The 14882-nt window shown below is 73.5% G+C and carries 12 protein-coding genes; 7 read left to right on the forward strand and 5 right to left on the reverse strand.

The genetic code is table 11. The features are described 5' to 3' along the window. Positions 1-22: 22 nt before the first annotated feature. Together ACFXOA_RS25040 and ACFXOA_RS25045 are read right to left on the reverse strand one after the other, a co-directional pair. Entirely contained in the window at positions 23-832 is an 810-nt protein-coding gene (locus ACFXOA_RS25040) for a methyltransferase domain-containing protein (protein ID WP_385032738.1), read from the reverse strand. 96 nt (positions 833-928) lie between these two features. Beyond that, the gene (locus tag ACFXOA_RS25045) at positions 929-2425 is read right to left on the reverse strand and encodes a bifunctional phosphatase PAP2/diacylglycerol kinase family protein (protein WP_385032741.1); all 1497 of its coding nucleotides are present in this window, start codon (positions 2423-2425) and stop codon (positions 929-931) included. A 216-nt stretch (positions 2426-2641) separates the two neighbouring features. Here ACFXOA_RS25045 and ACFXOA_RS25050 point away from each other — a divergent pair, with 216 nt between their 5' ends. The 4 genes from ACFXOA_RS25050 (at position 2642) to ACFXOA_RS25065 (ending at position 6750) form a co-directional block, all read left to right on the forward strand. After that, positions 2642-3415, forward strand: coding sequence for an IclR family transcriptional regulator (locus ACFXOA_RS25050; RefSeq protein ID WP_385032744.1), 774 nt, complete (start codon positions 2642-2644; stop codon positions 3413-3415). Then, complete coding sequence (locus ACFXOA_RS25055; RefSeq protein WP_385032747.1) at positions 3412-4260, forward strand: SMP-30/gluconolactonase/LRE family protein; 849 nt, start codon at positions 3412-3414, stop codon at positions 4258-4260. Before ACFXOA_RS25050 ends, ACFXOA_RS25055 begins: the two co-directional genes overlap by 4 nt. 212 nt (positions 4261-4472) lie before the next feature. Beyond that, positions 4473-5711: an aminotransferase class I/II-fold pyridoxal phosphate-dependent enzyme gene (locus tag ACFXOA_RS25060; protein WP_385032750.1), complete on the forward strand. Its 1239-nt coding sequence runs from the start codon at positions 4473-4475 to the stop codon at positions 5709-5711. Positions 5712-5724: 13 nt separating this feature from the next. Continuing rightward, a complete protein-coding gene (locus ACFXOA_RS25065; protein ID WP_385032753.1) occupies positions 5725-6750 on the forward strand; it encodes an MBL fold metallo-hydrolase in 1026 nt (341 codons plus the stop codon). A 29-nt stretch (positions 6751-6779) separates the two neighbouring features. Here the strand turns inward: ACFXOA_RS25065 and ACFXOA_RS25070 are convergent, their stop codons facing one another. Then, complete coding sequence (locus ACFXOA_RS25070) at positions 6780-7424, reverse strand: DedA family protein (RefSeq protein WP_385032756.1); 645 nt, start codon at positions 7422-7424, stop codon at positions 6780-6782. Then, on the reverse strand, positions 7424-8200 hold the full coding sequence (locus ACFXOA_RS25075; protein WP_385032759.1) for an MBL fold metallo-hydrolase: 777 nt from the start codon (positions 8198-8200) through the stop codon (positions 7424-7426). The genes ACFXOA_RS25070 and ACFXOA_RS25075 overlap by 1 nt, the downstream gene beginning before the upstream one ends. A 178-nt stretch (positions 8201-8378) precedes the next feature. Between ACFXOA_RS25075 and ACFXOA_RS25080 the strand changes: the two genes are divergently transcribed. After that, the gene (locus ACFXOA_RS25080; RefSeq protein WP_385032762.1) at positions 8379-8795 is read left to right on the forward strand and encodes a hypothetical protein; all 417 of its coding nucleotides are present in this window, start codon (positions 8379-8381) and stop codon (positions 8793-8795) included. Between the two features lie 102 nt (positions 8796-8897). Then, positions 8898-11183 (forward strand): phage holin family protein, encoded by a 2286-nt coding sequence (locus ACFXOA_RS25085; protein WP_385032765.1) that lies wholly within the window; start codon positions 8898-8900, stop codon positions 11181-11183. Between the two features lie 7 nt (positions 11184-11190). Here the strand turns inward: ACFXOA_RS25085 and ACFXOA_RS25090 are convergent, their stop codons facing one another. Then, positions 11191-12246: a LacI family DNA-binding transcriptional regulator gene (locus ACFXOA_RS25090; protein WP_385032768.1), complete on the reverse strand. Its 1056-nt coding sequence runs from the start codon at positions 12244-12246 to the stop codon at positions 11191-11193. A 421-nt stretch (positions 12247-12667) separates the two neighbouring features. On the opposite strand from ACFXOA_RS25090, the gene ligA reads away from it, so the two are divergent. Further along, positions 12668-14752: an NAD-dependent DNA ligase LigA gene (gene ligA / locus ACFXOA_RS25095; protein WP_385032771.1), complete on the forward strand. Its 2085-nt coding sequence runs from the start codon at positions 12668-12670 to the stop codon at positions 14750-14752. Positions 14753-14882: the final 130 nt, after the last annotated feature.

The following is a 14882-nucleotide window of genomic DNA, read 5'->3' on the forward strand; positions in this document are numbered from 1 at the left end:
CGGTTCGCCCGCCGGAACCGGATCAGACCCGGCAGAGCACCTCGCCGTGCGGGACCATGAACCACGCGTCGGGCTCGGCGCCCCAGGCACGCCAGGCGTCCGCGATCGCCTTCAGCTGTCCTTCGTCGGCGTGTCCGCCGTCCACGGCCAGTTTCGCGTAGACGGACGCGGTGGTGCGGTCCGCCCAGAGGCCGCTCCACCAGGCTCGGCTCTCGGGTGTGGCGAAGCACCAGTTGCCCGCCGTCGGGGTGATGTCGGTGAACCCGGCCTGCCGCGCCCACGACAGCAGCCGGCGGCCCGCATCGGGCTCACCGCCGTTGCCCCGGGCGACCCGGTCGTACAGCTGCTGCCACTCCCGCATCCCGGGTACCTCCGGGTACCAGGCCATCGCCGCGTAGTCGCTGTCGCGGGCCGCGACCACGCCGCCCGGGCGGCACACGCGCCGCATCTCCCGCAGGGCCTGGACCGGATCGCCCACGTGCTGGAGCACCTGGTGGGCGTGGACCACGTCGAAGGAATCATCCGGGAAGTCCAGGGAGTGGACGTCGGCGGTGGCGAACTCCACGTTCTCCAGGCCCCGTTCGGCTGCCGCCGAGGCCGCCTGCTCCAGGACCCCGGCACTGGAGTCGACAGCCGTCACACGGCCGGGCGCCACCAGGGCGGCGAGGTCCGCCGTGATGGTGCCCGGTCCGCATCCGACGTCCAGAACCGTCTGACCCGGGCGGAGTTCGCCGATCAGGTAGGCCGCTGAGTTGGCGGCGGTCCGCCACTGGTGGGACCGCAGGACCGACTCGTGGTGGCCGTGTGTGTAGACCGCTGTTTCCTTCGGCATGGCCGTACGTCCTCTCTCGGGCCTCAGTTGCAGGCGATGCCGTAACGGTACGCCGCAATGTCGCATCCTGAGATGGGCGTCTCACCATGTGATCGGTCAGATGGGCATGGGGCAGTAGACGGTCAGGGCTTCGGGCAGCTTGTCGATGATCAACTCCGTACCGGAGTGCGCCACTTCACCGTCATATGCGTAGGGCGTGCCCGGGGTGAGTCCGGCGATGCGTACCTTGCGGCGGCGGACCGCCGCATGGACGGGCGACCGTGTCAGCGGGCCGGCGACCGCCGCGGCGAGCAGCCGCAGTCCCGGGGTGCGCCCGCCGTGGACCACTCGTACGTCCAGCAGCCCGTCCGCCAGGTTGTGCCGGCGGCCCGGGGCGGGGCCGACCCTCCGGAACATGCCGTTGCCCACGAAGAGCAGCCACAGCGGCCGTCGCCTGCCCTGGAGTTCGGCCGTGAGCGGACGGCTGCCGCGCAGTGCCTCGAAGGCCGCCAGCACCCCCGCGGGCCAGCCGCCGATCCTCGGGGCCCAGTGCTCCCTGGTCCGTACGAGTTCCGGATAGACGCCCAGGCTGAAGGCGTTGATGAAGTAGCCGTGGGCGCCGCCCGGCCCGTTCGGGCCGGGACGGAAGCGGCCGACGTCCACCCGCACCGCGTCCCCCGAGGTGAGGGCCGCCGCGGTGTCCTGCACGGTCTCGATGCCGAGGTCGTACGCGAAGTGGTTGAGGGTGCCGCCCGGGAACACGGCGAGCGGGCGGGAGTGGGTCGCCGCCACGGCGGCCGCCAGGTTGACCGTGCCGTCACCCCCGCACACCCCCAGGGCCTTGCCCTCGCGAGCCGCCTTCTCCAGGCAGGCCGACAGGTCGTCGGGCGCGCACTCCACCGTCTCCGCGAGCGGCAGCACGTCCCGGATGAGGCCCGCCGTGGCGGTCGCGGAGCCCGACTCCCTGTTGACCACCACCACGAGACCCTCGCCCTGGGCCAGCGCCGGGGCCGAGGCGGGCGGCCTCCCGGGGGCGGGCAGCTGGCCGCGGGTCGGTACGACACCCCGCAGTGCGAACGCCGCACCCACACCGAGCGCCGCACCGGCCACCACGTCGCTCGGATAGTGGACCCCGGTGTAGACACGGGACGCGGCGACCGCGGCCGCCACGGGGGCCACCACCGCACCCCAGCCCTTCGACTCCAGGGCCACGCCCGTCGCGAAGGCCGCCGCCGACGCCGCGTGCCCGGAAGGGAAGGAGGTGGTGAACGGCTGGCGCTTCAACTGCCTCATGACCGGGACCAGATCCACTATCGGCCGCTCCCTGCGCACGGCTCCCTTGCCCACCGTGTTGATCGCGGCCGACGCGACGGCCAGGGAGGCGACCCCGCGCAGGGCCGCCCGGCGGGAACGCGCGCTGGAGCCCAGCGCCGCCATGCCCGCGGCGGCCCCGAACCAGAGCAGGCCGTGATTGGCGCTGCGGCTCAGCCGTGGCAGGACCGGCTCGGCGCCGGGCCAGTGTCTGTCGGCCACCCGCTGGAACACGGCGAGATCGCGTTGATGGAACCAGGCCCGCAGGCGGCCTGGGGACGGGAGACTGTTCGAAGTCGGCATGGCACAGCGAATACCCTGAGACCGGGCGGTGAACCAGGAGGCGCGCACGGCGGGCCCGAGCCGGGCACCGGCCGTCTCGTGGGGGAATGTGACGGTTCGCCCCCGCCCCGCCCGCTTCGTGTGGTCAAGGGCGTTGCCCGGACAAGTTTCATGCCGTTAGCCTGCGTTCGTGATTCCGGCCATTGGCCGGAGTGTCGAACGGATTGGCGGGCGATCATGGGGCGACTCGTCCCTGCGGTGACCAGGGCGCTGGATGTTCTCGAACTCTTCCTGCAGGGGGAGGGGACCCTCTCCGCCCCCGAGGTGACCCGCAGGCTCCAACTGCCCCGGACCACGGTCCACGAGCTGCTCACCACCCTCGCCGCGCGCTCCTACCTCGTCGCGGTGCCGGAACAGCCGGGCCGCTACCGGCTGGGCGTGCGCACGTACCAGCTGGGCAGCCGCTACGCCGAACAGCTCGACCTGGCGGCCGAGGGCCAGCAGGTGGCCCGCGAGGTCGCCGAGACCTGCGGCGAGACGGTCCACGTGGCGATCCTGGAGGACGCCGAGGTGATCTACATCGCCAAGGTGGACTCGACCCACGCGGTGCGCATGGTCTCCGCCGCGGGCCGCAAGCTCCCGGCCCACTGCACCTCCGTGGGCAAGCTCCTGCTGGCCGCGCTGCCGGACGCGGAGCTCGACGCCCGCCTCGAAGGCCGCGAACTCGTCGCCATGACCGAGAACAGCGTGACCGACGGCGAGGAGCTGAGGGCGGCGCTCGCGGTGGTCCGCAAACGGGGCATAGCGGTGGAGCACCGCGAATCGAATCCCGACGTCAGCTGTGTGGCCGCCCCCGTCCGGGACCGGTCCGGCCGCGTGGTCGCCGCCCTGTCCATCTCCGTCCCGATGATCCGCTGGAGCGAGGAGCGCGAGGCGGAACTCGCCCAGCTCGCGGCGGGCGGGGCAGACGCACTGTCCGGCCGCCTCGGCCACCACCGGAGCCAGCTGTGAGCGCCCGCGCGGAGGTGGCCGTGCGCGAGCAGGCCGTACTGGGCGAGGGCCCGACCTGGGACGCGGCGGAGCGCCGGCTGATCTGGGTCGACATCCTCGCCTCCCGTGTGCACACCTACGACCCCGCCACCGGCCGCCGCACGGTGATGGCCACCGGCCAGCACGTGGGCGCCGCGAAGCCGCGGGCCGGCGGTGGACTGGTGGTCGTCCTCCGGGACGGCACGGGGCTGTACGACGCCGGCGGCGCGTTCAAGTGGCTCGTCCACGACCCAGTTCCCGGGCGCCGGGGCAACGACGCCGCCGTGGCACCGGACGGCGCGCTCTGGGCGGGCACCATGCGCTACGACGAGGCGGAGGGCGGCGGCGGTCTCTCCCGTATCGCGCCGGACGGCACGGTGAGCGCCGTCCCGGGGCCGGTGACGGTCAGCAACGGCACCGGATGGAGCCCGGACGGCCGGCGGATGTACTACATCGACTCGCCCACGCGGCGTGTCGACGTCTTCGACGTGGAGGGTGAGCGCGTCGTGAACCGTCGTCCCCTCACCACCGTCGAACAGGGCGCCGGATGGCCCGACGGGCTGACGGTCGACGCCGACGGCTGCGTGTGGGTCGCCCTCTGGGACGGCGCGGCCGTCAGGCGGTACACCCCCGACGGTCGTCTGGACAGGATCGTCGAACTGCCGGTGCGCCGCCCCACGGCCTGCGCCTTCGGCGGAGCCGGGCTCCGGGACCTGTACGTCTCGACGGCTCGCACCGGCCTCGATTCGCCCCACCCACTGTCGGGATCCCTGCTCGTCCTGCCGGACGCCGGTCACGGCACCGCGGGCACGCCGTTCGCCGGGTGAGCGGGTGAGCGGGTGAGCGGGTGAGCGGGTGCGCGGGTGTGCGGGCGACCCGGTGAGCCGGTGAACCCCTCCGGCCGCGGCCCCGGTCGGCCACGTGGGACATGGGCCGGCATGCGTATTTCCGCCTCGTTCCCGAGCCGGTGCGCGGGCGGACCCGGGGGAACCTCCGTATAAAGGCCCTGAGGGCGACGCCGGCGGAGGGAGGCCCCGGGATGGACGGGAGCGAACGGACGCGGCACCGTCGTCCCGACGAAGGGCACGGTCCGGTCCGGTACGGGCCGCCCGCCCCCGACCCGGGTCTCCCCGTGCTCCCCGAGCTCGCCGGGGTGCTGGCTGCCTCGGCCGGGTGGACACGACCGGAACCACCCGGAGGAGGAACGATCCTGCGGGAGGCGGCCGGCGGCTACTGGGAACGCCGGGGCCTCCACGGGGACGCGGACCACATCGCCGCGGCACCGGGCGCCCAGCCCCTGCTCCTGGCGCTGATCGCCGCACACGGCGGCGATGTGCTCATGCCGAGGCCCTGCCCCGCCTCGTGGATGCCGCAGGCCCGGTTCCTCGGCCGGCCCGCCTACCACGTGCCGACGCCCGCCGAGTGCGGCGGCATCCCGGATCCGTACGCCCTGCTGGAGACGGTGCGCAGGGTCCGTGCCGAGGGCGGCAGGCCACGGCTGCTCCTGATCTCGGTGGCCGACGATCCGACGGCCACCCTCGCGCCGCCGGAACTGCTCCGGGAGACCTGTGAGGCCGCCGTCTCCGAGGGGCTGCACATCGTCAGCGACGAGACATGGCGCGACACCCTGCACCGGCCGCGCGAGACCGTGCTGCTCAGCCCCGCGGAGATGTGCCCCGACGACGTCACCGTCCTCGCCGACCTCGCGGGGGCGCTGACCCCCGCCGCCTGGCCGGTCGCCGTCGCGCGGTTCCCCGCGACCGACCGCGCGGCCGCACGCCGTGCCCGCGTCCTCGACTTCCTCACCGCCCTGGGGGCCCTGGTCGCGGAACCCGTCGCCAGAGCCGCGGCGCACGCGCTGGGAGAACCCCTGGCCGTCACGGAAAGGATCGGTCAGTCCGCCCGTCTCCAGGGCCAGGTGGCCCAGGCGCTGCACCGCGTGGTCCTCACCGCCGGCGCTCTGGCCAGGCCCCCGCAGGCGGGGCGCCACCTCTACGCCGATCTCGGCCCGCTGCGGTCGCGACTCGCCGCCCGGGGGGTCACGGACTCCATGGAACTGGAGGACCACCTGACACGGCGGCTCGGTTCCCCGGTCCCGGGCGGGCACCGCTTCGGAGACGAACTCGGTTCGCTGCGGGTGCGGCTGGGCACCGGACCCCTCCTCGGCTCAACCCCGGAGCAGCAGATGGAGTCCCTCACTGCGGTGGAGCCCCTGAAATTGCCCCATGTCGCCCGAGCACTGAGCATTTTCGCAGCAGCCCTCGACGAACTCCGATGACAGGAGCCTCTCGATGACGGAACAGACCGAGCGTCCGTTCGCCGGGGCCGGCCACGTGCCTCCGGGCCGCCCCGCCTCGACGCCGCGCCGGCCCGGTGAGATCCGGAGCTGGCCCCGTTCTTTCGCCGACCGGCTCACCGCACCCCTCCCAGGTGTCAGGGGCATGACGCGCCTGGCGCGGGAGCGTGCTCTCCGCCCCAACGCCGAAGGTCTACGGGGCATCCACAGGCTGCCGTACGCCCCCCAGCCCCTGCCCGCGGCCGGCACCGGCACCCTGGCCGTCACCTGGGCCGGGCACGCGAGCTGGGTCGTCCGCATCGGCGGACTCACCGTCCTCACCGACCCGGTGTGGTCGCGGCGCATCCTCGGCACCCCCGCGAGGATCACCCCCGTCGGGGTGCGCTGGGAGGATCTGCCGCACATCGACGCGGTCCTCATCAGCCACAACCACTACGACCACCTCGACGCGCCCACCCTGCGCAGACTGCCCCGCGACACGCCGCTCCTCGTCCCCGCCGGCCTGGGCCGGTGGTGCCGGCGGCGCCGTTTCACCCGCGTCACCGAGCTCGACTGGTGGGAATCGGTGGAGCTGGGCGATGTGCGCTTCGACTTCGTCCCCTCGCACCACTGGTCCAAGCGCACCCTCCTGGACACCTGCCGCTCCCTGTGGGGCGGCTGGGTGCTCGGCGACTCCCAGGGACGGCGGATCTACTTCGCCGGGGACACCGGGTACGGGCACTGGTTCGAGGAGATCGGCCGCCGCTACCCCGGCCTGGACCTGGCCATGCTCCCCATCGGCGCCTACGAGCCGCGCTGGTGGCTCTCCGACGTGCACACCGACCCCGAGGAGGCGGTGCAGGCATACGAGGACCTCGGTGCGCGGGCCATGGCCCCGATGCACTGGGCGACGTTCCTGCTCTCCGCCGAGCCCGTGCTCGAACCGCTGACCCGGCTCCGTACCGCCTGGCAGCGGGCAGGCCACCCACGCGGTGACCTCTGGGACCTGCCCGTCGGCGGCTCCCGGGTCCTGGCCGCCTGATGCCCGGTCCGGATCACCGGCCCCGGCCGTCAGGCCGCGGGCGGCGCCGGCCGGTCCCGGCCCGTCAGACGCGACCGCAACCGCCGCAACAACGCCGGAGTCCCGCTGATCAGCACCGTCAGCACGACCGCGGCGAGTACGCCCTCCCAGGGCTCGGCGAACAGCGAACCCCCCAGGATGCCGATCAGCTGGTAGGTCGCCGCCCAGGCCAGGCAGGCCGGCACGTCGCCGCGTGCGAACTGCCGCAGCGGCATCCCGCCCAGCAGGCACGCCAGCATCACCGGTATGCGCCCGGCGGGAACCAGCCTGGACAGCACGAGCACCATGGTGTCGTGCTCGTCCAGCTTCCTCTGCGCCTGCGCGAGGCGCTCCGGCGCGGCCCTGCGGGTGATCGCCTCCAGCCACTTCGATCCGTTCCGCGACCCGACCCCGCGCTTGCCCAGCCAGTACAGGCACAGGTCACCCAGGAACGCCGCGCCGGAGGCCACCGCGAACACCACCAGCAGGGCGAACGGTGAGCCCTGATGGAACGCCACCACGGCCGCGGTGCTCACCAGCGCGCCCGTCGGCACCACGGGAACCAGCGCTCCCACCGCCACCAGCAGGAACAGCGTCGGATAGCCGACGGCCTGCTGCGTCGACTCCGTCGGCAGTTGCCGCAGCACTTCCGCCATCACCTGCGGGCCTCCGGTCTCACACACTCACCGTGGCCCAGCCGGTGCACCGCGACGTCCGGCGCCACCCGTGCCGCCTGGCGCACGAACTCGTCCCCCGGGGAGTGGAACTCGTGCGGCCGGACCCCGTCGAGCCCGATCGGCCAGTACGTGCCGTAGTGCACCGGCACGGCCGACCGCGGGCCCAGGACGGTCAGCGCCCGCGCCGCCCGGGCCGCGTCCAGGTGGTGACGGCCCAGATTCGGCCCCCAGCCGCCGACCGGGAGCAGGGCGACGTCCACCGGCCCCACCGCCTCGGCCATGTCGTCGAACAGCCCGGTGTCCCCGGCGAAGTACGTGCGTGCCTCGCCCTCGACGACGTACCCGAGCGCGGGCACCCGGTGCGGGCCCACCGGCAGGCGGCGTCCGTCGTGCAGGGCCGGAACCGCGCGGACCGCGACCTCACCGACCTTCACCACGTCCCCTGCCGCGACCTCCTCGATCCGCAGCCCGCGCATCCGCCGCAGCGCCCGGAGACCGGGGACCGCGCGGACCGCGCCCCGGGGCGCGATCAGCAGGCTGCCGGGCGCCAGACGGGCCAGGGAGGGGAGATGCAGGTGGTCGGAGTGCAGATGGGAGATCAGCACCGCGTCGGCGACCGCCGCCCCGGGTGGCGGTACCTCGCCCCGGCGCCGGCGCAGATGCGCGAACCGCCGCGCGAACAGCGGATCGGTCAGCACCCGCACCCCGCTGTCCTCGATGGTGCAGGTGGCGTGACCCCACCAGGTGACCTCCACCGTCGCCCCTCCTCCTCCACGCCCCCGACATCCCCGTACGCGTACGAGGGTAGGCGCTCCGCGCCCCCACCACGCCGACGCGCCCCCGTGCGCCGGTGCCCCCGGGGTGACAGGCGGCTACGGAGCGCTACGGCCGGGGTAGGGTCGGGGGAGTATTCGCATACGGGGGGATCCGTCCATGAGCGATGTCGGAGCGGACGTGAGGGTGGCGGCCATCGCCAGCCTCACACCGCTGGAAGAGCTCGACGGTGACCCGTTCCTCGTCGACACCCGGAGCCAGCACGCCATGTGCGCCCGCTGGGCCGAGGACCGTGGCTATGTCATCACCCGGCAGCTCCGCGTCCACGGCCTGCGCCCCGACCACCGGGCCCTGTGGCCGGGAGCCGGCGGAGAGCAGGTCGACGTGTTCGTCGCACCCAACGACCGGGTCCTGGCCCGTGCGCTCGCCTCCGTCCCGGAGTTCGCCGCGGAGTGCGAGCGGCGCGGCGTACGTCTCGAGTTCGCCGGTCTGGAGGAACCCGACTACACCCCACGCGCCAAGGCCGGTGTCCACCGCAGGCTCTCCATGCCGACCGCCGGGTACGACGGCTGCTGACCCGCCCGCGGGACCCGGGGCCCCGAAGGGTCACGGAGGGCCTGTGAAAGGCTTGGAGCGGGCCCACGGCGGACAGAGGGCCCGGACGTGAGGTGGAACGGCGTGAGTGACCGGCGGTGGCGCAGAGCTGGGGGGACCCTGCTGCGCGTGGTCTCCGTGTGGGCCGTCTCCTCCCTCACCCTCCTGGCGCTCGCGGGGATCCTGCCCGACTTCCGGCTCCAGGCCGACGACGGTGACACCGTCACCAGGACCGCGTTCACCGCGGCCTGGGGCGCGGGCGCCTTCGGCCTGCTGTCCGCCCTGGTGTGGCCGGTGCTCGTCAGAGCCCTGCTCATCGTGCCGGCCCTGGTCCTGGGCGCTCTGGTCTTCTTCCTCAACGGCTCACTGCTGCTCGTCGCCCTGCGCCTGATCCCGGACGGACGGGGCGACGCGAACCCCGAGACCGCCGTGGTGGTGGCCGCCGTCATGTCGGCGGTCGCCTCGGCGGTGTCCACCGCCCTCGCCGTGCGGGACGACGACGCCTACCGGCGCAGACTCTCGCGCCTCGCCGACCGGCGCCGCAGACGCAGCGGCACGCCCCACAGCCCGGACGGCGGGCGCGACGGCCCACCTGGCATGGTGTTCGTGCAGCTCGACGGCGTGGGCCACGACGTACTGCGCAAGGCCGCCGCCGGCGGACTCATGCCGACGGTGGCCGGTCTGCTCGCCGACGAGGCGGGCCACCGGCTCACCCCGTGGACCACGGACTGGTCCAGCCAGACCGGCGCCAGCCAGCTCGCCCTCCTGCACGGGAGCAACTTCGACGTGCCCGCCTTCCGCTGGTACGAGAAGGAGAGCGGCACCGTCATGGTCTCCAGCAGACCCGCGAGCGCCCTCGAACTGCAGCGCAGGGCGATCGCCCGAACCCATGACGGCGGCCTGCTCACCGTGGACGGCGCCAGTCGTGGCAACCTCTTCAGCGGGGGCGCGGACCAGCTCGCCCTGGTCCTGTCGATGGCCGCCCGGCTGGGCAAGGGACGCCGCTCGCGCGCCGGCTACTTCGCGTACTTCTCCGATCCGGCCAACGCCGTCCGCACCGCGCTGTCCTTCGCCGCGGAGGTGGTCCGGGAGATCGGCCAGTCGGTCCGTGCCCGGGTCCGCAAGGAGTCGCCCCGGGTCAAACGCGGAGGGCTCTACCCCTTCATCAGGGCGTTCGCGACAGTCGTCGAACGCGACGTGGTGGTCGCCGCGGTCATCGGGGACATGTTCGCCGGGCGCACCGCCGTCTACGCCGACCTGGTCGCCTACGACGAGGTCGCCCACCACTCGGGGCCCCGCAGCCGGGACGCGGAGAAGGTGCTGACCCGCCTGGACCGGTCCCTGGGCCTCATCCTGAAGATCGCGGACCACACCCCGCGCGCCTACCGGATCGTGCTGCTGTCCGATCACGGGCAGAGCCCGGGAGAGACCTTCGCCGGACGGTACGGCCTCACGCTCAAGGAACTCGTACGGGCGGGCTGCGGGCTGCCCGTACCGCGCAGTGCCCAGCGCACCCGCAGCGCCTCGGAGGCCCGCGACGCGGTGCGCATCGCTCTGCACCGGCCGGTGGCCGGCGAGAAGGAGACCGAGCACCCGAAGCCCTCCGACCCCGTCGTGCTCGCCTCCGGGAACCTCGGACTGCTGTCCTTCCCGGACATCGAGGGCCGGGCCTCGCGCGAGCAGCTCGACAGCCGCTTTCCCGCGCTGCTCGGCACACTCGCCTCGCACCCGGGGATCGGCTTCCTGCTGGTACGCAGTGAGAAGCACGGCTCGGTGGTGCTGGGCAGGGGCGGGGCCGAGGTCCCCGTCGCCGAGCTGACGGACGGGGAGGGACCGATCGCGCCGTTCGGTGAGGGGGCGGCGGACGCCGTCCGGCGCACCGACGGTTTCCCGCACGTCGCGGACGTGATGGTCAACTCCATGTACGAACCGGGGACGGGCCGGGTGCACGCCTTCGAGGAGCAGATCGGTTCGCACGGCGGGCTCGGCGGGGAACAGTCACGGCCCTTCCTGCTGTGGCCCCGCACCCTGAGCGACCCGCTCGACGTCCTGGCCGCGGAGGCCCCGCCGGGGCCCGTCCGGGCCGGCCCGGTGGGGGCGGAGGCGGTGCACCGGGTGCTGGCGCGCTGGCTGCGGGAACTCTCCGGACCGCAGGTGCCGCTGACCCAGGACGGCTTCACCGGGGCGGGTGCGGCCGACGAGCCGTTCCCCGGCTCGTCGGCCGGTGCGGGGGTGCCCGGCGGGGACGCGTCCGGACACTCCGCGCGGCCGGTCGGTGCGGTCGCTCCCCTCCCCGTCGTCGCGGACGGCGACCACGGGGAGGACGTGGCGGACGCCGCCGATGACGCCGTACCCGGAAAGCGCGGCTGAGATCTCGTCAGGCGGACTCGCGCCGCACCAGCGTGGGGTGGAACACCACAGATGGCGCGGGTCCGCCACCCGGCTTGCCGATCTGCTTGAGGAGGAGCCTGGCCATCTCCGAGGCCATCTCCTCCACCGGCTGCCGGACGGTCGTCAGCGGCGGATCGCACGCCACCGCCGCGTTGCTGTCGTCGAAGCCCACCACCGCCACATCACCGGGGACCTCCCTGCCGGCCCGCAGCAGCACGGGGAGCGCGCCCAGAGCCATCAGGTCGGAGGCGATGAACACCGCGTCCAGGTCGGGCCGTTCGGCAAGCAGCCGACGCATCGCCGACGCCCCGCCGGCCTGGGTGAAGCCCCCTTCGGCGGTCACCACGTCTCGGATCCCGTGCCGTTCGAGCGCCTCCAGGAAGCCGGTCAGACGTACCTGCCCCGCAGGCATGTCCTGGGGCCCGGTCACCGATCCGATGCGCCGTCTGCCCAGACCGGCGAGATGGTCGGCGGCCATCCGGGCCCCGGCCCGCTGGTCCGCCTCGACACAGGTGAGCGGGGAGTGCCGTCGGGGGCGCCACGCCAGCACGGCGGGCAGCCGGGTGTCGTGCAGCAGGTCCGGCAGCGGGTCGTCGGCGTGGGAGGAGATCAGGACCACCCCGTCGACATGGCCCTGGCGCAGATAGGAAAGCAACTGGTTGCGGGACACCTCGTCGTCGGCCAGCATCAGCACCATCTGGATTCCGGCCGGCCGCAGTACGTCCATCAGCCCGTCGACCACCCGCCCGAAGTGCGGGTCGGAGAACATCCGGCCGATGGACGGCTCCGACACGCTGCGCCGGTCCCGCTCGGACACGACCAGGGCGATCGAGTCCGTGCGCCGCGTCACGAGCGACCGCGCCGCGCGGTTGGGGACGTAGCCCGTGGTGGACACGGCCTCCTCCACGACCCGTCGCAGTGCGGGGTCGACCGTGGTCGCGCCGTTGATCACCCGGGACACGGTGGCCCGCGATACCCCGGCCACCGCGGCCACGTCCTCCAGGGTCGCAGGGCGTACGGGCGGCGAGACATCGGCAGTCATGCAGTCTTTATACCGGGTGATCCGATGGGCAGTCGAAGGGTTGTGGCACGTCACGGCCCTGGGGGCACAGCCGGTTCGGAGCAGCCGGCCGTGCCCCGGGCGCGGCCGTGGGTGCCCGTGCCCTGGCTTCCTGGGTGCCGCCCGCTGGGATCCCGGAGCGTGCCGGAGCGCGGGAGCCGCTCCGGGCGGCAGACGGTCGCGGAACCGGCCGCCGTCACCGTGCCGGGCGGCGCCCTTCCACGTATCTCGCAGGGATTCGGCGCAGGCGTGTCACAGGCGTTCAGCAGATGCGACACGGGTCCCGGATGCCGACGGGTTCCGGGCGTTCCCCGTACGGCGGGCGAGGGAGGACGCTCCTTCCTCCGGGCCGGTGATCCGACGGGCGGGGGCATTGTCAGTGGCGGCAGGCAGGATGGCGGTCATGACGACGAACCCAACGGGCGTGCTCGCCGACACCGCCGCCTACGCCGCCGCAGTGGAAGAGGCGAAGCGTGCCGCCGCCGCGTACTACACCGCGGGCGAGAGCCCTCTCGACGACGACGCGTACGACCGGCTCGTGCGGGGCATCGCGGCCTACGAGGAGGAGCACCCCGAGGAGGTGCTCGACGCGTCGCCGACCGGGAAGGTCGCGGGTGGCGCGGCGTCCGGGGACGTGCCGCACACCGTCCCGATGCTCTCGCTGGACAACGTCTTCTCCGCCGAACAGTTCGTCACCTGGACGGCGTCCGTCGAGCGGCGTACGGGCAGGCCGGTCACGGCATGGAGCGTCGAGCCCAAGCTCGACGGCCTGGCCGTCGCCGCGCGCTACCGCCGGGGTCGTCTCGAACGGCTGATCACCCGAGGCGACGGTACGGCCGGCGAGGACGTCTCGCACGCCATCGGCACCGTGCTGGGGCTGCCCGACCGGCTAGGAGAGCCCGTCACCCTCGAGGTGCGCGGCGAGATACTCATGACCGACGAGCAGTTCGAGCAGGCCAACGCGGTGCGCACCGCTCACGGAGCCGCCCCCTTCGCCAACCCGCGCAACGGCGCGGCGGGCACCCTGCGGGCCAAGGACCGCCCGTACCGCGTGGAGATGACCTTCTTCGCGTACGGGGCCCTCGCGCTCGAGGACTCCGGCGACCTGACCGCCGCACTCGCCACGCTCCCGCACAGTGAGGCCCTGGCCTACGTCGCCGGGCTCGGCGTGCACACGGCGGCGGGCACCGATGTGCCCCCGCGGACCGTCGGTACGGCGGAGGAGGTGCTGGCAGGTGTCGAGGACATCGCGGCGCGGCGTGCCACCCTGCCGTTCGGGATCGACGGCATCGTGATCAAGGCGGACCGGGCCGAGGACCAGCGCGACGCGGGTACGGGCACACGGGCGCCCCGGTGGGCGATCGCCTACAAACTGCCGGCGGTCGAGAAGGTCACCAGGCTGCTCGGCGTCGAGTGGAACGTCGGAAGGACCGGCATCATCGCGCCTCGCGCCGTGCTGGAGCCGGTCGAGATCGACGGATCGACCGTCGGCTACGCCACCCTGCACAATCCCGCGGACATCACCCGCCGGGATCTGCGTCTGGGCGACCACGTGATGGTCTACAAGGCGGGTGACATCATCCCCCGCATCGAGGCGCCCGTCGCCCATCTGCGGACGGGCGAGGAGCAGCCGATCGAGTTCCCCGAGTCCTGCCCGCAGTGCGGCTCGGAGATCGACATGAGCGAGCAGCGCTGGCGCTGCACCCGGGGCCGTGACTGCCGTCTCGTCGCCTCCGTCTCGTACGCGGCGGGGCGCGACCAGCTCGACATCGAAGGGCTCGGTGCCACCCGGGTCGTCCAGCTCGTCGACGCCGGTCTCGTCCGGGACTTCGCCGATCTGTTCACGCTGGAGCGTGAGCAGCTCCTCTCGCTGGACCGGATGGGGGAGACCTCCACGGACAACCTCCTCGCAGCCATCGAGACCGCCAGGACCCGCCCGCTGTCCAGGGTGTTCTGCGCCCTGGGAGTGCGTGGCACCGGCCGTTCCATGTCGCGCAGGATCGCCCGGCACTTCGCCTCGATGGAACTGATCGTCGCGGCCGACGCCGAGGCGTTGCAGCGGGTCGACGGCATAGGCAAGGAGAAGGCCGCGTCGGTCGTCACCGAACTCGCCGAACTCGCGCCCCTGATCGGCAAGCTGACGGCCGCCGGCGTCAACATGACGGAACCCGGTGCGACCCCTCCCGCCGGGCCGGACGAGGACCCCGCCGAAGGCGAGCCCTCGGCCGCTCTGCCGCTCAGCGGCATGACGGTCGTGGTCACCGGGGCCATGACCGGGATCCTGGAGCCGCTGTCGCGCAACCAGATGAACGAACTCATCGAGCGTGCCGGCGGCAAGTCCTCGTCCAGCGTCTCCAAGCGCACCAGCCTGCTCGTGGCGGGGGAGAAGGCCGGGTCCAAGCGGGCCAAGGCGGAGGAACTCGGCATCCGGACGGCCACACCCGAGGAGTTCGCCGAGCTGGTGGAGGCGTACACGGCCACGGCCTGAGGACGGCCCGTCGGGGATCGCAAGACAGCCCTCAGGCGTCCTGACGGCGCGCAAGGGGCCGGCTCCTCCGGGGCTTCCCGCACCTCCGCGGGGACGCCTGGTGCGCCCGGGCGTCGGCGGTGGCGGGCAG

It is taken from the genome of Streptomyces sp. NPDC059166, from assembly GCF_042755185.1.
In the GTDB taxonomy this organism is placed as follows: domain Bacteria; phylum Actinomycetota; class Actinomycetes; order Streptomycetales; family Streptomycetaceae; genus Streptomyces.

Coding starts and splice junctions, on each gene's coding strand:
- ACFXOA_RS25040 (WP_385032738.1), bottom strand. CDS start 832: ATGCCGAAGGAAACAGCGGTCTACACACACGGCCACCACGAGTCGGTC.
- ACFXOA_RS25070 (WP_385032756.1), bottom strand. CDS start 7,424: ATGGCGGAAGTGCTGCGGCAACTGCCGACGGAGTCGACGCAGCAGGCC.
- ACFXOA_RS25090 (WP_385032768.1), bottom strand. CDS start 12,246: ATGACTGCCGATGTCTCGCCGCCCGTACGCCCTGCGACCCTGGAGGAC.
- ACFXOA_RS25050 (WP_385032744.1), top strand. CDS start 2,642: ATGGGGCGACTCGTCCCTGCGGTGACCAGGGCGCTGGATGTTCTCGAA.
- ACFXOA_RS25065 (WP_385032753.1), top strand. CDS start 5,725: ATGACGGAACAGACCGAGCGTCCGTTCGCCGGGGCCGGCCACGTGCCT.
- ACFXOA_RS25045 (WP_385032741.1), bottom strand. CDS start 2,425: ATGCCGACTTCGAACAGTCTCCCGTCCCCAGGCCGCCTGCGGGCCTGG.
- ligA (WP_385032771.1), top strand. CDS start 12,668: ATGACGACGAACCCAACGGGCGTGCTCGCCGACACCGCCGCCTACGCC.
- ACFXOA_RS25080 (WP_385032762.1), top strand. CDS start 8,379: ATGAGCGATGTCGGAGCGGACGTGAGGGTGGCGGCCATCGCCAGCCTC.
- ACFXOA_RS25060 (WP_385032750.1), top strand. CDS start 4,473: ATGGACGGGAGCGAACGGACGCGGCACCGTCGTCCCGACGAAGGGCAC.